A 19,069-nucleotide genomic window follows, 5' to 3' on the forward strand; every position below is an offset into this window, starting at 1 on the left:
ACATGAAAGACATATACTGGAAAGGCCATACGATTTTATTGCTTATCAGCCTCTTATGCTGTTTTCCGGATTTTGTGTACGCTTACAGCCTACGGCAATTCTCCAATAAAAACGGTCTTTCCAATAGTGCCATCCAATCCCTTTACCAAGATAGCCAAGGTGTACTATGGATAGGAACATGCGACGGACTGAACGTGTTTGACGGCAACAATATCCACCTATATACGCCCGTTGATGCGTCACGCAACCTATTGTCAGGCAACATTATCAGCCAGATCGTAGAATCAGAGCCAGGCATACTGTGGTTACAAACCAACTACGGGTTAGACAGATTGGATACATACCGACAGACCTGCCGGACCTTTACCGAATTCAAGGACAACATCTTCTTGGCACGAAGCAACAACAAGTGCATGTTAGTGCTGAAAGATGACGGAAATCTGTATCACTACCAACAAGAGAACCAGAAATTTCTCCAGTTAAACATCTCTTCCATGGATTTTAATAAAGTACTGTCCATGACCATTGATTCCAACAACCTGCTTTGGATATTCGCAACTGGAAACAACACTCGTTGCTATCGTCTGAACCACACGGGAAAAAGCGTGACACTGATTCCGGAAAAGCCATTTGGACATCACGGCTTGAAGCATGCCTTCATCGGAGAAGATTCAGCCTACTTCATTGATGAAACCTATGCCCTCTACGAATATAGTTTCAGCAACCGACAGTGTTACTACATTGCCGACCTGAAAGACGAAATAGAAAAACGAGGTGAAGTATCTTCCATCATCAAACGAGAAAATGACTTCTGTATCGGTTTCAAAAGCAGCGGCTTGATAGTACTGAAATATGAAGCAAACCAAAAGATTAAATACCGTATAGAATACACTGAAATACAGTCGGGCATCTTCTGTCTGATGAAAGACAAATTTCAAGATATCGTATGGGTAGCTACCGACGGAGAAGGGTTATACATGCTTTACAATGACACATTCACCATGACCAACACCCTGCTCAACACTCCCGCATATCAGGTGAACAACCCGGTACGCAGCCTTTACCTCGACCCACAGCAAACCTTATGGATAGGAACCAAAGGCAGTGGCATATTGCGTATACCGAATTATCTTGTCAACAATACACCCGAAAAACATGATCGTCTCATCACCGGTAACAGCACATTGACCGACAACTCCGTCTACTGTTTTGCACCCGGTGGAAAAGACCGACTTTGGATAGGTACGGAAAACGGAATCAATTATTATTCCTACTCTACCCACCAATTGAAAGAACTGGCGGTACAAGCCAATGGAACCAAAGTGAAATATGTGCACTCCATTGATCAAACCAATGACAGTACACTTTGGATTTCCACCGTGGGCGAAGGAATCGTAAAGGTGACATTAGAAAATCAGAGAAAAGATCCTATTGTGAAGCATGCTACACGGACTTTGGTGAGTAACGGACATATGGCATCAAACTATTTTTTCACCTCCTACCGTGAAAGCAGCTCTACGCTGTGGTTCGGGAACAGAGGGCTCGGAGCCTACCGCATTGATGTACGTACTGGAGAAATGGCACAGTTCCGCTTCAACAACTTGGTAAACAGCCAAACCGCCAACGATGTGTTCGCCATACACAAAAACGAGCAAGGCTACTGGCTGGGCACTGGATCAGGGCTTCTCCGCTTCTACTCAAACGAAGACGGAAACCCAGACAGCATCAGTGCAAAGCTCTACACCAACAGCACCGTACATGGTATCTTGGAGGACAACCGAGGCAATCTCTGGGTGAGTACCAATCAAGGATTAATGAGACTCAATCCCCAAGAACAGACCAAGCAGACCTACAACAACGGAAACGGACTGGCCGTGACCGAATTTAGTGATGGAGCCTTCTACAAAGACAATGCTACGGGAATCCTTTTCTTTGGAGGTGTAAACGGCTTCGTCACCGTGAAGCCCGATTCTTACATCACCACGGACTATATGCCCGAAATCAGCCTGAAAGGACTTTCCATCTTCGGTAAGGAATACAACCTGCATGACTTTTTACATTACAAAGACGGGAAGCCCGTGCTACAACTGGACTACAAACACAACTTCTTCCAGCTCAACTTCCGGATAACAGACTACATTAACGGAAACGACTATTTCTACTCCTATAAACTAAAGGAAGCAAGCGACCAATGGATAGAAAACGGAGTTTCACCCAATGCCATCTTCTCCAACCTTTCCCCCGGAGAATATACTCTGTTTGTGAAATACCGCAACAACATCAACGGTAAAGAAAGCCATCCGCAAGCCTTCACCATTTACATCGCTCCTCCCTGGTATCTCAGTACCTGGGCCTATGTGGGCTACTTTTTGTTAGGGTTACTATTATGTACAGGCATAGTCGCCTATGCATTCTATACCTACCGCCTGAAGCGGCAGCACATGATGAAGAAAATGGAACGACAGAAAAAAGAGGAAGTCTATGAATCAAAACTACGCTTCTTCACCAACATCACCCACGAGTTTTGCACCCCCCTCACCCTGATTCAGGGACCGTGCGAGAAGATACTCACCCACAAGGAGACAGATATCTACACGCACCGCTACGCCAAGATGATTCAGCAAAATGTGGAAAAGCTGAATGGTCTCATTGTGGAATTGCTGGAGTTCAGAAGACTGGAAACGGAAAACAAAATGCTCTCCATACAGCCGCAACCTGTTTCCGAAAAGTTAAGGGACATCGCCGAATCCTTCGGTGACATGGCGGAAAACAGAGAAATGAACTACTGCCTTGACATAGCCCCCGAACTGACATGGAACACCGACCTGAGCTGCTTCAACAAAATAGCCGGAAACCTCATATCCAACGCTTTCAAGTACACACCCGACAAGGGGAACATCAGCGTAACATTGTACACGAAAAACGAACGTCTTATTTTGAAGATAGCCAATACCGGCAAAGGCATCACACCGGAAAATCTCGGAAAGATATTCGACCGCTATAAGATTCTCGACTCCGTGGAGATGAACGGCAAAAACTCAAGAAACGGACTGGGGTTGGCCATCTGCAAAAACATGGTGACACTGTTGGAAGGAGACATAAACATCGAAAGCACACCGGGCGAACTGACCACCTTCACTGTAAGCCTTCCCTCGCTCCCCCCCAACGGACAAGAAGTACCGCAAACAGCATACGAAGCGGCTTCTCCAAGCATTCCCACCGAAGAAGTGCAAGAATTGCCCGAAAAATACACCCAAGAATTCGACGCAAACAAGCAGACGGTCATGGTGATAGATGATGACCCTTCCATGCTGTGGTTCGTATCCGAAATATTCACAGAGAAATACAACGTACTCTCTTTCAATAATGCCCAAAAGGCATTAGACAGCCTGGAGCAACGACAGCCAGATCTCATCATCTCAGACGTGATGATGCCCGATATAGATGGGTTATCCTTCACCTCCACCATCAAGCAACACAAGCTGTGGAGCCATATTCCCCTAATCCTGCTCTCAGCACTGCATCACGAAGACGACCAAGTAAAAGGACTGGAATCGGGGGCGGATGCCTATGTCACCAAGCCTTTCAATGTGAAATATTTGGAAAAGATGGTCTATCATCTCATCCGCCGCGAAGAAAACCTGAAGGAATATTATAGTTCGGCACTCAGCACCTTTACCTGGAAAGAAGGAAGCTGCTTGCACAAAGAAGAACAAGAATTCTTAGAGAAAATGACAGAAGTCATTGAAAAGAACTTAGCCAATCCAGACCTGCAAGTAGAACTTTTGAGTAAGGAAATGGGCTACAGCAGCCGGCAGTTCTACCGCAAACTGAAACCACTTACTGACAAATCGCCTGCCGACATCATCAAAGAATACCGCCTCTCCACGGCGGAACGCTTGTTAGTCTCCAGCAACTTCACCATCGAAGAGCTGATGGACCGCACGGGATTCACCAACCGAAGCACTTTCTATAAAGCTTTTTCACAACGTTACGGAATGCCGCCCCGTCAATACTGCGAACGGCAAAAGAAGAACGTGAGGGAAGGACAGGAAATCACTAATACTTAATCATCTTATACCATCTGCATTTATGAAAAGAAGCTCTTTTTTGAGTATCGCATTCACCGGGCTGCTTGCTACCGCAGCCGCAACAGCACAAACTCACGAACAGCCCGAATGGAATGACCTGAACATTTCGGGAGTGAACAAAGAAACGGCATGCCAAACCGCCATTCCCTTTGCCGACGAAGGACAAGCCCTACGCCTGAGCATCGAGGAATCCCCCTATTATCAAACTCTGAACGGTACATGGAAATTCCATTGGGTGGCCGACCCCGAAAAACGGCCGAAGGATTTCTTCAAGCCCGACTACGACGTAAGTGACTGGGATAACATCAAAGTGCCCGCCACATGGCAGATAGAGGCTGTACGCCATAACAAGCCCTGGGACAAGCCTTTGTATTGTAATACCATTTACCCTTTCTGTGATTACAGTAAAGGAGTACAATGGCCCAACGTCATCCAACCTCGCCCGGCAGACTATACTTTTGCCAACATGCCCAATCCCGTAGGCAGTTACCGACGTGAATTCACTTTGCCCACATCTTGGAAGGGCAGAGATGTATTTATTCGCTTCAATGGAGTGGAAGCAGGTTTCTATCTTTGGTTGAACGGTAAAAAAGTGGGCTATTCAGAAGACAGCTACTTACCTGCCGAGTTCAATCTGACTCCCTATTTACAAGAAGGAAAAAACACATTGGCAGTTGAAGTGTACCGTTTCACCGATGGAAGTTTTCTTGAATGTCAAGATTTCTGGCGGTTCAGCGGTATCTTCCGCGATGTATTCCTATGGTCAGCACCACGCACGCAAATTAGGGACTTCTTCTTCCGAACCGACTTGGACGGAGATTATCGTAATGCTACAGTTTTTTTGGACGTGGAAATCACCGGTAAGAAAAGTTCTGCCGAACTCATAGTGAAGCTCTCCGACACAGAAGGAAAGGAAGTGCTATCACGCACTATCCACGCCACAAAAACAGGTAGTACCCATCTGGAATTCGATGTGGAGAACCCACTGAAATGGACAGCCGAAACACCCAGCCTCTACAACCTGACCCTGACCCTAAAACAGAAGGGAAAAGTGACAGACCTACGTAGTGTAAAGGTAGGCTTCCGCGAAATAGAGTTTGCCAAAAACGGACAACTGCTGATTAACGGCAAACCCACTCTTTTCAAAGGTGTCAACCGCCACGATCACAGCCCATTGAATGGCCGTACCGTCTCCAAAGAAGAGATGGAAAAGGACGTACAACTAATGAAAGCGCTGAACGTAAACGCCGTCCGTACCTCCCATTACCCCAACAACCCTTACTTTTACGACCTATGCGACCGCTATGGCATCTATGTATTGGCAGAAGCCAATGTAGAGTGTCACGGCGAAATGCGTCTCTCACACGAGCCACAATGGGAAAAATCATTCACCGAGCGCAACGAGAACCAAGTGAAACGTTTCCGTAACCACGCTTCCATCGTAATGTGGTCCATGGGCAACGAATCGGGAAACGGAAACAACTTCTCCACTGCTGAAAAGGCCATCAAACGTTTGGATACTACCCGCCCCACCCACTACGAGGGAAACAGTTCTTTCTGCGACGTGACCAGTTGCATGTACCCAAGTGTGGACTGGCTGGAAAACGTAGGCCGTGAACGATTGGAGAAAATACAAAAGGGCGAGATCGTGAAACCGCACGTAGTATGCGAGTATGCCCATGCCATGGGAAATTCCATAGGAAACTTCAAGGAATACTGGGAAACCTACGAACGCTATCCGGCACTCATCGGAGGTTTCATCTGGGATTGGGTAGACCAAAGCCTGCGTATGCCCACTCCCGACGGCAAAGGCTTCTACATGGCCGTAGGCGGTGACTTTGGTGACAAGCCCAACGACGGTAACTTCTGTACCAACGGCGTCATCTTCTCCGACCGTACATTATCTGCCAAATCCTATGAAATGAAGAAGATACATCAACCCATCCGCATAGAAGCATTAGGGAATGGCAAATATAGAATCAGCAACAAGCGATTCCATGCCAATATGGAAGACCTCTACGGGAGATACGAAATAACGGAAGATGGAAGGACCGTCTGCTCAGGCAATCTGGAAGATTTGAAGCTGGAAGCACAGGCAAGCAAAGTCATCACCCTGCCAGACATACCCGCAACGAAGGTACCCGGAGCAGAATACTTTATCAATTTCAGTTTCTGCCAAAAAAGAGATACCGAATGGGCAAAAGCCGACTACGAGGTAGCCACCGAACAATTCAAGCTATCAAGCAGCGAGAAACCTATATTCGTACCCGAAAAAGGAAACATCAATCTAAACGAAACTGCCGACGCATTGGTGGTGAAAGGTGAACGTTTTGAAGCTGTCTTCTCCAAGGAAGAAGGAACTTTATCGGCATATACATTGAATAATATCCCCCTGATAAGTAAAGGACTCGAACTGAACCTCTTCCGTGCTCCCACCGACAACGATAAACAGGTAAGTGGCGATTGGCAACGCAAAGGCCTTTACCAGCTGCAAGCGGAAACCGGCAAATGGGAAACCCACCAAGAAGAGGACAGAATAACCCTGCACATCCGGAACTGCCACAAAGGTAAACTCGGTTTTGAGTATCGCACAGAAATAGAATACACCGTAAATGCCGATGGTTCCATCATGGTGAACAGTGTCATCATCCCGGTATCCGACAGCGAAATCATTCCGCGTGTGGGCTATCGAATGGAACTGCCCGAAGGCTTCGAGCGTATGCGTTGGTATGGACGTGGCCCATGGGAAAACTACGTAGACCGCAAGGATGCCACCCCAATAGGCGTATACGAAAGTACAGTATCCGACCAATGGGTGAACTATGTAAAGCCTCAGGAGATGGGTAACCATGAAGAGGTACGCTGGATTTCCATCACCAACGCCGACGGTATGGGCTTCGTTTTCGTGGCAGGCGACCAAATGGCGGCTTCTGCCCTGCATGTCAGAGCACAAGACATGGCAGATCCCGACCATCTGCAAAAACTGATTCACAAATACGACATCCCGATGCGCAAGGAGACAGTTCTTTGTCTTGATGCCCACAATCGTCCTCTGGGCAACGCAAGCTGCGGTCCGGGCCCGATGAAAAAATACGAACTGCAAGCAACTCCCGTAGCATTCAGCTTCATCATGATGCCTTTGGAAAGAAGCTACACGCAAAGTGAGCTTACCAAGAAAGCACGCGTACAGATGCCTGCATGCATGCCCGTAATGGTAGAACGCGATAACAACGGTTACCTGCAAATGAGTACTGGAACTCCGGACGCGACCATCTTCTACAGCCTTAACGGTAACGAATACCGGGAATACACAGCTCCATTCGAGTTCATTGACGGTGGAAAGATACAAACATACGCTGTTTCCGGAAAATTAGGCAAGAGCCTGGTCACTACTATGGAACTACCCATATTCGTAGACCACTCGGCATGGAAGGTGGTCTCCTCCAGCAGCGACAGCCAAGGAGAAGAGGCGCAAAACGCCATCGACGGAGACCCTTCCACGTATTGGCACACCCGTTGGCACGAACCCATTCCAGAGTTTCCACACAGCATTGTGGTAGACATGGCTTCCCTACTGGTAGTGGACAAATTCATCTACACAGCACGACATTCCAATGATAACGGACACGTCAAAGACTACGAGCTAAGCTTCAGCAAAGACGGAAAAAATTGGGAAAGCACCGTCAAAGGTACATTCTCCAATCTGACGTCTGCCCAAACCATAACATTGGAAACACCCGTCACTGCCCGTTACTTCAAATTCGTTCCCTTGTCCGAAATGCACGGCAGGAAATGGGCTTCGGCAGCCGAACTGAATGTGAGCATCCTGAAAAACATCAGCGGAGCATCCCAGAGACAAATAGTGGTCTCCGTAGACAGCGATGCAGACAACAGCATGAAGCTGGCGGCAGACGGTAACATAAACACCTATTGGCACACGGTACACAACCAATTCTACATAGCTCCCTACCCTCATGAGATACATCTTTCCCTATCCAAAGAGGCCACTATAAAGGGTATCCGCTACACTCCGCGACAAGATAGCGAAGAAGGACGGATAGCTTCCTATGAAGTATATGCAAGCAAAGATGGAAAAAATTGGGGGCAGCCCATTATCTATGGCACCTTCCATATAGGTACAGCAACGCAAACTATAGAATTTACTCCTTGCCGGGCACGTTATGTGAAACTATTGGGATTATCGGCCCATGACAAAGGAAAGAAAGCTGCCATAGCAGAATTAGAGATAATCTTGGAAGAATAATTTTAGAGGAAAAACTATTAACCATGGAGTTTCAGGGCTTGTGCAAAAACTTGTACAAGTCCTGAAATTCCACGTTTTCTCCTATAAGTAAAAATCACTTTCCCTTCACTATCCGCTTAATATCATTCAGCTTGTTCAGCGCCTCCAGCGGCGTCAAGTTATTCACATCCAGATTCAGTATCTCATCGCGTATCTGGCACAGCACCGGGTCGTCGAGCTGAAAGAAGCTGAGCTGCATACCACCGCGTGTCTCTCCCACTTCCACCATCGGTTTGCTGGAAATCCCCTGCTGGCGGTTGTCTGTTTCCAGTTGTTTCAGAATGTCATTGGCACGTTTCACGATGCTTTTGGGCATACCCGCCATTTTGGCTACATGAATACCGAAGGAGTGTTCGCTGCCACCGCGCTCCAATTTGCGCAGGAAGATGACTTTGTTATCTATCTCCTTCACCGAAACGTTGTAGTTCTTAATACGCTTGAAGCTTTTCTCCATCTCGTTCAACTCATGGTAGTGCGTGGCAAACAAGGTGCGTGCCTTCGCCTTTGGATGCTCATGGATATGCTCCACAATCGCCCAGGCGATGGAAATACCATCATATGTAGAAGTACCGCGCCCCAGCTCGTCGAACAGCACCAGGCTGCGGGGAGAAAGGTTGTTCAGGATATCCGCCGCCTCGTTCATCTCCACCATAAAGGTAGACTCGCCCACGGAAATATTATCGCTGGCACCCACACGGGTGAATATCTTATCCACCAACCCGATATGGGCACTCTCCGCAGGCACAAAACTGCCGATTTGAGCCAGCAGCGTAATCAGCGCCGTCTGCCTCAGCAAAGCAGACTTACCCGCCATGTTGGGACCCGTAATGATGATAATCTGCTGCGTCTGGCTATCCAGCATCACATCATTGGCAATATACTTCTCGCCGATGGGGAGCTGCTTCTCAATCACCGGGTGGCGCCCCTGGCAGATTTCCAGCACATCGTCGTCGGCAATGACGGGGCGTATATAGTTGTTCTCGCGCGCTGCCGTGGCAAAGGAGAGTAGGCAGTCCAGACGCGCTATCTGGTTCGCATTGATTTGAATGGCGGGGATGAACTCGCTCAATGATTGCACCAATTCTGCATAGAGTTGTGTTTCCAGTACCAGTATCTTGTCCTCCGCACCGAGAATCTTCTCCTCGTACTCCTTCAATTCCTGGGTAATATAGCGCTCGGCATTGGCAAGGGTCTGCTTGCGTATCCACTCTGCCGGCACCTTGTCCTTATGCGTGTTGCGCACCTCGATGTAGTAGCCGAAAACATTGTTGTAGCCTATCTTCAAACTGGGAATCTCTGTCAGTTCGCTCTCGCGCTGCTGTATCTGCAACAGATAATCCTTGCCGGAGTAGGCAATCCGGCGCAACTCGTCCAGCTCGGCACTGACACCGGATTTGATGACACCTCCCTTATTAATCAATAACGGCGGGTCATTGTCTATCTCCCGGTCAATACGGTCGCGGATAGACTGGCAGATATTCAACTGCTCGCCTATATGATTCAAGCTGGCATTATCGGCATCCATGCAAGCTGCCTTGATGGGTTCTATCGCCTGCAAAGCCACCTTCAACGCCACCACCTCACGCGGAGAGACACGCCCTACCGCCACTTTGGAGATGATGCGTTCCAAGTCGCCAATCAAATGCAACTGCTCTTCTATCAACTCTTTGAAATCGGGCTGGCGGAAAAAGTATTCCACCACATTCAGCCGCTCGTTAATCGGCTGCACGTCCTTCAACGGGAATACCAGCCAGCGTTTCAGCAGGCGGGCACCCATCGGGCTGATGGTCTTGTCTATCACATTCAGCAGACTACTGCCACCGTCGTTCATCGACCCCATCAACTCCAGGCTGCGCACCGTGAACTTATCCAGGCGGACATACTTATTCTCCTCGATGCGTGCCAGCGAAGTGACATGCCCTATCTGCGTATGCTGCGTCATGATGAGGTATTGCAGGATGGCTCCCGAAGCGATGATACCGTTCTTGAGATGCTCCACACCGAAGCCTTTCAAGTTCTTCACCTCGAAATGCTTCAGCAGCTTTTCGCGGGCAGATGTCTCGGTAAACACCCAGTCGTCCAACTCGAAGGTGAAGAACTTGCTGCCGAAGTTTCCTTCGAACATCAGCCGCTTGCCACGCTCGAAAAGCACCTCTTTGGGGGCAAAGTTGTTCAGCAGCTTGTCCACATAGTCGAAAGGTCCTTCCGCCGTCAGAAATTCGCCCGTAGATATGTCCAGGAAAGCCACACCGCAGGCACCCTTACCGAAATGCACGGCAGCCAGGAAGTTGTTCTCCCGGTAGTTCAGCACATTGTCGTTGATGGAAACTCCCGGCGTCACCAGCTCCGTGATGCCGCGCTTCACCAGTTTCTTCGTCAGCTTCGGGTCCTCCAACTGGTCGCAGATGGCCACACGCTTGCCGGCACGTATCAGCTTGGGCAGATAGGTGTCGAGCGCATGATGCGGGAAACCCGCCATTTCGATGGTTTTCCCCTTGCCATTGGCACGTTTGGTCAAGGTAATACCGAGGATTTCGGACGCGACGACGGCATCGGTGGAATAGGTTTCATAGAAGTCACCACAACGAAACAGCATGACAGCATCGGGATGCTTTGCCTTCAAATCGAGGAACTGCTTCATCATCGGGGTAAGGACAATATCTTCGTGCATACAAGTCTTTAATTTTTAATTTCCAAAGCTTTGAGCCAAGAGAGCAGGAAATCGTCAAGTAAGACCCAAAACTTAATGTGACAAAGATAATTCTTTTTTAGAAAACAGCCACGGAGAGGCTTCAAAACCTTAGCAAGCCTTAACAAAGAGACGCATTTTCCTAAAACATGTTATAAAACAGTCTTTTTTATTTGCTTTATTTGGAGATAAGCAAAAAGTTCGTACCTTTGCAATGTGTTTTTCATAGTATTAGATTTAAGGTTAACAAAGGTTGGAGTACAGCGGTACTCCTTTTTTTATGCCCATACCTTTCGTATCTTTCCCCTTTTCCCTTACAAAAGTACATATTCACTCGGCGAAACGCCCTTTATCTTCTTGAAAACCTTGTTCATGCGATCCCAACAAGGATGAGCAACAGTTGTCTCCCATTTACTACATTCCCTATTTAAGCAACAATTCCTGCAATACTGCATTTTAAATTCTTGCTTACTAAAACTTATTCGTCCGACAGCCGTTGAATTATCGTCCGACAATTGTCGGACGATAATTCAACGGCTGTCGGACGATAATTCAACAAGTATCGGACGAATAAATCTTAGCAAATAGAGAGATAGATGGCTTACCGCTTGATTTATTTGTGATTATCCGCGCACACAATCAGTACCTCCCCAAAAGAATCAAGTTGCCAATGGGGTCTCATAGAGATTGTCATTGCAACTTCAGGAATGGCAACGTATTTCCACCGGTAGACAACGGCAATTTCCCGTCCCATTTCTCCACAGCCTTTAGTTGAATCAATTCCGGCGTGATGCTTTGTTGAAGGATACGGTTGGCATCTGCCTTACCCTTGGCGGCAGCTACTACCTTTTCCGCCTCGGCTATAGCGGCTTTCTTTTCATTCTCCACCTTCAAGGCATTCTGCACAGCAGTATTCTTTTCGTCAATGGCAGCTTGCAGCACATCGTTGGGTTTCACGGACGACTGTATGTTGGTAAACGTAAAGCCACGGGTACTGAGACGCTCCTTCAGTAATGCCTCCACCTCCTTCTCGAAAGCCGGACGGTTGTTGATGAGCGAATCCGTCTCATAGAGTCCTGCCACGTCCTTATAAGCGTTCTTCACTTCCGTCAGGATAACACTCTGTTCCAATTCTTCGGTAGTCTTGCGATAGCGTAGAAAAACTACTTTGGCATCCTCCCGCTCAATGAAGTATTCTATAGTAGGGTCTGTCTTGAAGATGGTTCCCTTCTTGTCCTGAATGTCGAAAGGTTCGTAGTCTACAATCTGCGCAAATGCAGGATATTCGAATAGCTGCTTGGCAAAACGGTTGTAAACCACCCATCCGGTCTCCACCTTGGCATCATCTACTCCACGCTCACTACCGGCCAGATTGACGATGATGCCCGTCTGTCCCGAATCAATACGCTCCACGGCAAACATGACCAAGAACAATACTATAATTCCAATGACTGCGACTCCTGCCGCGCCTACTCTCACTGTTGATTTGTTTGTGACTTTCATGGTGTTTTCTGTTAGTTTAATGAGTGAATAATGCTCCAAAGATATTTATAATTGTTTGTTCAAGAAAGGCAATCCGTTATTTTTGGAAGAGAAGAAGGCCTCCCTCCCGCACACAGTGTAGAAAGGAGGCCCATAGTCTCTATATTTTCAGAATTTACTCAGTCACGATACGACCTGCCAACAGTGATTTCTTCAGATAACTTTCAGCACACTATAGGAATTACCCTCACTCCCACTGGACATGGTGCTGATTTCCTTTGCCACTTCTTTCAGTCTTGCCGGATTGCTGTATTTATATATAATTGTAGGATATACCTTTTTACAGAATTCTGTGCCAAATTACTTAAACGTTCGTGTTTGCGAAATAATATTGCCATAATGTCTTGGTTTTTAAAATAAATAGAATAGAAATCGTGTTTTCTTATTTCTCTGCCAATAGCTGCACAGATTCATCCGTCATGTGATGGTCTGCTGTCAAGCTCCAGTCATTGTTCTTTTCGTCCCATTCGTAACTGAGGTAGCGCAAGACACTGCTGTCGGTCTGCCGATAGACGGCTTTCTGCTTGATGTCGGTGTAGGCATTGCTTTGCTCGTTCCAGAGGGCGTATTCCACAGTGACGTCGTCCGTATAGAAGAAGTTAAGACTGTGGTGCTTCTCAAAGCTTTGCGTGGATTCGTTCCATTTCAGCACTTCTTTTTGGGAGATGCGACCGGAGTTGTCGTAAATGTAATTGTACTTCAGGTGGCGGTGCAGGAATTTCTGATTCTCCACTTTGAATACGGTTTGTGTTTCCACACGGCCGTCGTTGGTTTCGGTATTATAGGCAAAGTTGTCTGTACGGTTAACGGCTGCTGCGCTTACTACGTTTACTAAAGAGGTCATTGCGATGATTGCTGAAATTACTAAAGTCTTCATAATGGTTCTATTTTTTAAGTTATACATTTTGTTTCAAGTTCTTGTCTTTGGGGGAGTTGTTCCCTTTCGACATTGCAAAGATAGGAGGTGGTAAAAAGCTTTTAGGTTATCGTTACGTTAATGTTAGGTTAACGGAGATATTTATTACTTTTGCGCCCAAAACAAGAACAAAATGAAAACACGTTTCCTCTTATATCTTTCCTTTTCCAATCTATCGGAGACGTAACTGGATAGGCATACAGCAGACTGTCACCACATCTACTATTGAGAAGTACCATCTTTCTTCTATGTCGTCCCAAACGGTTCGGACTTTCTTCGCTTCGAAAAGCTTGATGGCATTATGCTGGGTCATGATATTATGTTTTCAATTCTTAGTTTTAAGCTCTTTGATTGGGTCCTCGTTATGTGACAGAAACAATGCTCTTTCTTCAATTTAATCATAATTTCTGTTTTATTGCATCAGTTGACATAGTCTGTTTTCTTAGGTATAGTACAAAATATATGATTATTTTGACTTAAAACAAATCGCAGTCAATAAATCACTGCACATCATATGACAATAGGGAATAGCCTGCACCACAGACCATCCCCTATCACCTTAATTTTACTTGTGTGACTTCCTCTTACTTCACCACACCGTCCGTCATCGTAAAGCCTTCCAGAGAGCCGGCTTTCACCTGAATACAAATCACACTGATGGCGCTGTCTGCCGCAGCCGACAATTGGCGTTCTCCTGCCGGAGCCACGCGAAGCCAGTCACCCGCCTGCAGTTCTACGGTTTCTCCGTCAACCACCATGGTGCCGCGTCCGGAGAGGACGGCATAAATTTCTTCATTTTGCTTGTGCGAATGCACAAAAGGTACTCCTGCACCAGCCGGCAAATTGCTGATAGATACTTCTGCACCAGTCAGATTCAATGAATCGTGCAACTCGACACGTGCCTCGCCTGCGGGCACATTTACTTTCTGATAGTTCTTCATAATCACTTCTCCTTAGTATGTTTTGATTTACGGCTGCAAAGTTAGCCAACTACCAGACATCGTACAAGAAGGCACTTGAAGCTCAGCTAGTTACCTCCATGTTACCATTATTGGCAAATAAGGAGTTAGAAAAATAAGATTAACGAAAATTATTACTATTTTTACCGAAAAAGCAAATATCGACTAAACTCTATAAAACATGAAGATTCTGAAAAAAATTTCAAAAGTAATAGTCATCGTAATGGCTGTACTGGCAACCATTTGGTGTGGTTTGTATGTTTATGCCAACTATTTCTATAATGACAAGCAGATTGATGTAGAAAACTTCTACATCGCGGAACTACCGTTACCCCCCTCGCAGTTTGAAGAAGATTTCAAAGAAATACACCAGATTGTCATGGAGAATTATTCATTATACCAAGCCAAGCATCTGAATATGGATTCATTGTATCAAGCTTGTGACGCCCGCGTTCGCCAGGCGCAGACCACCACAGACTACGGACTGATAGTGCAGGAATACATCTCTGCCTTACAATGCGCCCACGCCATTACCTGCTACAAGAGGTACACAGCCAATCAGCGCGTAGCCTTTATAGAGGATTCCTTGTTCGTTGACAAACCCAGTGACTATCTGACAGAATACGGCTTCCAGGACAAAGACCGAATTATAGCTATCAACGGACTCCCCTATAAACAATGGATTGAACAGAACGAAAAATATACCGAAGCATCTACCGTCCCCCACAGACGGCTCCGTACAGCCTATGATGCGTTCCGTAGTTATGCAGACACCCTAAGAAACTATACACTGCTGAGAGGGGGCGATACTCTGACCGTCACCCTTCCCTTGAAACAAAGGGACTATTTTCCGGATAACGAAGAACAAACTATGGAGAGCAGGATATTACAAGACAGCATTGGTTACCTTACCATCAAAACCATGATGAACCCCGTCATGGAAGATTTCAAGGCGGTCTATCCCAAAGTCAAGGATTTACCATACCTCATTATAGACGTACGTAGAAACGGAGGAGGAAACAGCATGAATGGAGTAAACATCTGCAAGTACTTCATCCGCGAAACACAACCACACTGCGTCAGCAAGAACTACTTCATGCAGCCCGAAGCCGACGCCTATAAGGGTAAAATCTATCTGCTGACCGACACATATACGCTCTCTGCTGCCGAGAGCTTCACACTCGACATGAAGGAAAGCGGAAATGTCACCCTCATCGGCGAAGCTACCGGAGGGGATACCGGCAATGGCCCCCGTCCTTTCTGTACCAAACAGCGGACCTATTTCCGTATCCCTACCCGCCAGCCGGACGTCTCTTCTAAAGGTTTCCCCATGGAAGGTATAGGCATACCGCCCCATCATCAAGTATCCCAAACCGTAGCAGATTTCATGAAGGATGAAGATACAGTGCTGAATTATGCTGTCGGACTGATAACAGAGAAACAATAATACATTTCCTCAACGAAAAAGAGCCAAGTATCAAAGGTGTGTCACCTCACGATACTTGGCTCTTTTGTATTTGATATATTATCCTTTATTTGGTACTTGCCAACATCAAAGCCGCATTGCTGTCATTCAGTTCGTAAACGGTAGTTTGCGTATAGCTGTCGTAACCATTAGTTCTACTGTTCCAACGGGCATAGCTCAACTCAACTTCACTGTCAGTGTATTCAACATCCAGCTTGAAATAAGGCACCCAGGCTTCCTTTACGCTATCCCACTTGAAAGCTTCCTTGCTCGTCACACGGTTCTCACTGTCATAAGTGTAAGTGTAGCGGAGGTGACGGAAAAGGTGTCCGTCCTCATTGCGGAAGATAGTCTTGGCGGTCATCAGTTCTCCGGTCATCTCCTCGTTTTTCACATAATCGGCAGGAGTTGTCGCGCTTGCAGAAAAGTTCATTACACTTGCCATTACCACTGCCATCATTACCACTGCTTTTGAAAATATTGTTGCTTTCATAATCGTTATTTTTTATTGTTATTACTTCTTTCTCTGAGGAGGTTGTTGTTTCATAACCGCCTTCGCCTATATATAGTCAATCTGCGTGCCAAAGAATTAAATCACTGATTATCAAAGAATAACTATTTTATAGTAATGTCCATTTTCGGACAACTGTCCGCACAAAAACGAACAGCAAAACAAAAAATAAACGAAATATCATGAAAGTATTTCTACATTAGCAATAATATTATGTAACAGTAGTAAACTGTTTGATGATTGTCCCTACAAAAAGCTGATTTATACTTATCTTATCTCAATGGCGGCATCTGAAAACGTGGTGGGGCAATAGTCGCTCCGCCACTGCCCCCTCTATTATCAAAGACGGTGTTACGCAGAATCTCATACAAGATTCCACCTACATCCAGACTTAATTTAAACTTGTCGAAATTATAATAGGGAATCACAACGGGAACCGTCTCCCAACGACCGCGATAAGCATCGTAATAACGTTGTACTCCAACTTCCATACCAAAACGTTCGGACATATCCAGAGACATGGTGGCACCGTAGCGGTGGGTATCCATCCCGTAAGTATTTCCTATGGCATACGAACCGAAAACCTTAAAAGCTACACGGTCCGAAGCCTGATACCGCAAAGCTCCCGAAGTACTGAAAGCCTGCCCGGTGGAATGAATCATATTTATCTTCATGGCATCTACGCCAAGCTGGAGCGTCAGCCTTTGGTTAAAGGCATGCTGATATCCCAGGGAAGCATTGTTGAAACGTCCGATACCCGGTACGCTGGTCTGCCCACCGGAACCGAATAACATACCGTGAGGAAACTGTCTTAATACACCGCTTGTACTGTAATCTCCCCGAAATAGCAGGGAAGGATTGGTCTGATAAGGCAGACGAAGAGACTCTTTCAGTGAAAAATCGGGCAGGGAATAGGAGTGCTCCGGATGAAACATGGAAGAAGGGGCAGAGTTTTCAGAAGGAAGCTCAAAAGGAGAGAATAGAGATTCATTGAATTCCGGCTGTATCTGTATACTGTCACGAATGAAACGTACACTGTCTTCCTGCGCAAAAAGCAATTGCGGCACAAAAGCCAACAGCAGGCAGATTCCCAAACGGCCACCAAGACAAGAGATACTGACTTTCCGTTTTATACGCATATACCCTCCTTCTTTATATTCATATAATACTGCTATACAAAAATAACGAAAATAAACCAGAAGAACAGTACATGTACTGCTAAATTATTGCAATATAGAAGGATACATTATTAATTTTCTATCAGTATCAATCCTACTCCTTTCACTGTTTTAATGGTTACCGACTCGTCTTCCGAAAGAAATTTCCGAAGTCTCGTCACAAATACATCCAGGCTGCGGGAAGCAAAGTAATCATCTTCCGTATTCCAGAATTTATCCAAGATAGCTTCCCGGCGGATAACGTCTCCCCGCTTCTCACAAAGCATCTGCAACAAACCTGTCTCGCGCACAGTCAAAGTCTTGTTTACACCCGAAGCATGTTTCAAAGTGGCATGTGTGGCATCCAACACATATTCCTTGCCTATCTTGTAGCATTGACTCGTGTCTTTCGATTTTTCGCCTTTGGAAAGCTTCAATAAGGCGTGGACATGTGCATCCAGTTCTTCGGGAATGAACGGTTTCTTTATATAGTTATTGGCACCGATTTCATAACCTTTTACCACATCTTTAGGAGATATCAGGGCAGAGGAGAACAGAATCGGAGTTTCCCCATCTGTCTCGCGGATACGCTTCACCATCTCGTAACCGTTCATAACGGGCATTTCTATATCAGATACTATCACATCAGGATGTTGTTCTTTCCACTGTTTCAAGCCCTCCTCGCCATTGGCGGCAACAATCACTTCATAACCGCCTATCATATCTTCCAACCCGCCCTGAACTATATATCTCAAGCTTGCATCGTCTTCTACCAACAATAACTTTATCATAATGCGTTTATTATATATTGCAAAAATAAGGAAAAGAATGAATGCAACAGTCATATTGCTATAAAATAAACGAGGAAAACAACGCCTCTTAACCTAATATTAACGTAGCGATAACTTATGAAGCATGTGCCCCACTCTACCTTTGCAACATCAATACAAAAAATCCACACTATGAAAGCAGATATTTCAATAACAAAAAGCCGAAAAGGGACAGAGATAGTAGTTTCGGGCAAGAGGATTAATAAATACGGCATCATAGCTGCCATAGTATTTGCAGTACCAATGCTGATTCTGTTTCAGTCGATACATGGAGAAACAACCAGCCATCTATCGCTGGTCAGATTCTTCATGTGTATATTGGCAGCTGTCCTGGTAAATCTATTCCTACATAAACTGTTGTTCAGATTGTTTTCGCCGATACGCATGTGGCAATATCGCACCACATGCCTGCTGCCCTTCCTGCTACTGGGTATATTGCCCCTTATATATGGTATGACAAGTGGCAATTATGATGTCACACGATTTGGAATATTACTGGCTGTCATGAGTTTCGATGACCTTTACATCCTCTGGCAATTACGCTCATTCGGTGGAGGCTCCTATATTACTGACAAATCAGAAGGATTGAATTTCCACGTGTGGTAA

General features: G+C 46.0%; 12 protein-coding genes. 4 read left to right on the forward strand and 8 right to left on the reverse strand.

Features of this window, described 5'->3' with window-relative positions:
• The first annotated feature begins 2 nt into the window (after nucleotides 1-2).
• Both DW800_RS01670 and DW800_RS01675 read left to right on the forward strand, forming a co-directional pair.
• Nucleotides 3-4,070 carry a hybrid sensor histidine kinase/response regulator transcription factor gene (locus DW800_RS01670; RefSeq protein WP_119957725.1) on the forward strand — a complete coding sequence of 1,356 codons (4,068 nt, stop codon included), beginning with the start codon at nucleotides 3-5 and terminating at the stop codon, nucleotides 4,068-4,070.
• 22 nt (nucleotides 4,071-4,092) lie between these two features.
• Nucleotides 4,093-8,355: a glycoside hydrolase family 2 TIM barrel-domain containing protein gene (locus DW800_RS01675; protein WP_057087311.1), complete on the forward strand. Its 4,263-nt coding sequence runs from the start codon at nucleotides 4,093-4,095 to the stop codon at nucleotides 8,353-8,355.
• A 94-nt stretch (nucleotides 8,356-8,449) separates the two neighbouring features.
• On the opposite strand, the gene mutS is transcribed toward DW800_RS01675, so the two are convergent.
• The 5 genes from mutS to DW800_RS01700 form a co-directional block, all read right to left on the reverse strand.
• Nucleotides 8,450-11,065, reverse strand: coding sequence for a DNA mismatch repair protein MutS (gene mutS, locus DW800_RS01680; RefSeq protein WP_117688936.1), 2,616 nt, complete (start codon nucleotides 11,063-11,065; stop codon nucleotides 8,450-8,452).
• Nucleotides 11,066-11,773: 708 nt separating this feature from the next.
• A complete protein-coding gene (locus tag DW800_RS01690) occupies nucleotides 11,774-12,586 on the reverse strand; it encodes an SPFH domain-containing protein (protein WP_005824816.1) in 813 nt (270 codons plus the stop codon).
• Between the two features lie 421 nt (nucleotides 12,587-13,007).
• Entirely contained in the window at nucleotides 13,008-13,529 is a 522-nt protein-coding gene (locus DW800_RS01695; RefSeq protein WP_005824811.1) for a DUF3836 domain-containing protein, read from the reverse strand.
• 184 nt (nucleotides 13,530-13,713) lie between these two features.
• A complete protein-coding gene (locus tag DW800_RS19545) occupies nucleotides 13,714-13,854 on the reverse strand; it encodes a hypothetical protein (RefSeq protein WP_005824809.1) in 141 nt (46 codons plus the stop codon).
• A 271-nt stretch (nucleotides 13,855-14,125) separates the two neighbouring features.
• Nucleotides 14,126-14,482 carry a cupin domain-containing protein gene (locus tag DW800_RS01700; protein WP_005824807.1) on the reverse strand — a complete coding sequence of 119 codons (357 nt, stop codon included), beginning with the start codon at nucleotides 14,480-14,482 and terminating at the stop codon, nucleotides 14,126-14,128.
• 199 nt (nucleotides 14,483-14,681) lie between these two features.
• Here DW800_RS01700 and DW800_RS01705 point away from each other — a divergent pair, with 199 nt between their 5' ends.
• Nucleotides 14,682-15,947, forward strand: a complete 1,266-nt coding sequence (locus tag DW800_RS01705; protein WP_119957726.1) for a S41 family peptidase — start codon at nucleotides 14,682-14,684, stop codon at nucleotides 15,945-15,947.
• 85 nt (nucleotides 15,948-16,032) lie between these two features.
• Here DW800_RS01705 and DW800_RS01710 read toward each other — a convergent pair whose 3' ends face one another.
• The 3 genes from DW800_RS01710 to DW800_RS01720 all read right to left on the reverse strand — a co-directional run bounded on the left by DW800_RS01710 (nucleotide 16,033) and on the right by DW800_RS01720 (nucleotide 18,424).
• On the reverse strand, nucleotides 16,033-16,458 hold the full coding sequence (locus DW800_RS01710; RefSeq protein ID WP_119957727.1) for a DUF3836 domain-containing protein: 426 nt from the start codon (nucleotides 16,456-16,458) through the stop codon (nucleotides 16,033-16,035).
• 290 nt (nucleotides 16,459-16,748) lie between these two features.
• On the reverse strand, nucleotides 16,749-17,615 hold the full coding sequence (locus tag DW800_RS01715) for a hypothetical protein (protein ID WP_008662202.1): 867 nt from the start codon (nucleotides 17,613-17,615) through the stop codon (nucleotides 16,749-16,751).
• A 110-nt stretch (nucleotides 17,616-17,725) separates the two neighbouring features.
• Entirely contained in the window at nucleotides 17,726-18,424 is a 699-nt protein-coding gene (locus tag DW800_RS01720; RefSeq protein WP_044467324.1) for a response regulator transcription factor, read from the reverse strand.
• Nucleotides 18,425-18,595: 171 nt separating this feature from the next.
• On the opposite strand from DW800_RS01720, the gene DW800_RS01725 reads away from it, so the two are divergent.
• Nucleotides 18,596-19,069: a metalloprotease family protein gene (locus DW800_RS01725; protein ID WP_229076117.1), complete on the forward strand. Its 474-nt coding sequence runs from the start codon at nucleotides 18,596-18,598 to the stop codon at nucleotides 19,067-19,069.

It is taken from the genome of Bacteroides sp. AM32-11AC (genome assembly GCF_003603515.1).
Classification (GTDB): Bacteria; Bacteroidota; Bacteroidia; order Bacteroidales; family Bacteroidaceae; genus Bacteroides; species Bacteroides uniformis.

Excerpts from the sequence above, each read along its gene's own strand:
- DW800_RS01670 (WP_119957725.1), top strand. The coding sequence starts at position 3 with ATGAAAGACATATACTGGAAAGGCCATACGATTTTATTGCTTATCAGC.
- DW800_RS01675 (WP_057087311.1), top strand. The coding sequence starts at position 4,093 with ATGAAAAGAAGCTCTTTTTTGAGTATCGCATTCACCGGGCTGCTTGCT.
- mutS (WP_117688936.1), bottom strand. The coding sequence starts at position 11,065 with ATGCACGAAGATATTGTCCTTACCCCGATGATGAAGCAGTTCCTCGAT.
- DW800_RS01690 (WP_005824816.1), bottom strand. The coding sequence starts at position 12,586 with ATGAAAGTCACAAACAAATCAACAGTGAGAGTAGGCGCGGCAGGAGTC.
- DW800_RS01695 (WP_005824811.1), bottom strand. The coding sequence starts at position 13,529 with ATGTATAACTTAAAAAATAGAACCATTATGAAGACTTTAGTAATTTCA.
- DW800_RS19545 (WP_005824809.1), bottom strand. The coding sequence starts at position 13,854 with ATGACCCAGCATAATGCCATCAAGCTTTTCGAAGCGAAGAAAGTCCGA.
- DW800_RS01700 (WP_005824807.1), bottom strand. The coding sequence starts at position 14,482 with ATGAAGAACTATCAGAAAGTAAATGTGCCCGCAGGCGAGGCACGTGTC.
- DW800_RS01705 (WP_119957726.1), top strand. The coding sequence starts at position 14,682 with ATGAAGATTCTGAAAAAAATTTCAAAAGTAATAGTCATCGTAATGGCT.
- DW800_RS01710 (WP_119957727.1), bottom strand. The coding sequence starts at position 16,458 with ATGAAAGCAACAATATTTTCAAAAGCAGTGGTAATGATGGCAGTGGTA.
- DW800_RS01715 (WP_008662202.1), bottom strand. The coding sequence starts at position 17,615 with ATGCGTATAAAACGGAAAGTCAGTATCTCTTGTCTTGGTGGCCGTTTG.
- DW800_RS01720 (WP_044467324.1), bottom strand. The coding sequence starts at position 18,424 with ATGATAAAGTTATTGTTGGTAGAAGACGATGCAAGCTTGAGATATATA.
- DW800_RS01725 (WP_229076117.1), top strand. The coding sequence starts at position 18,596 with ATGAAAGCAGATATTTCAATAACAAAAAGCCGAAAAGGGACAGAGATA.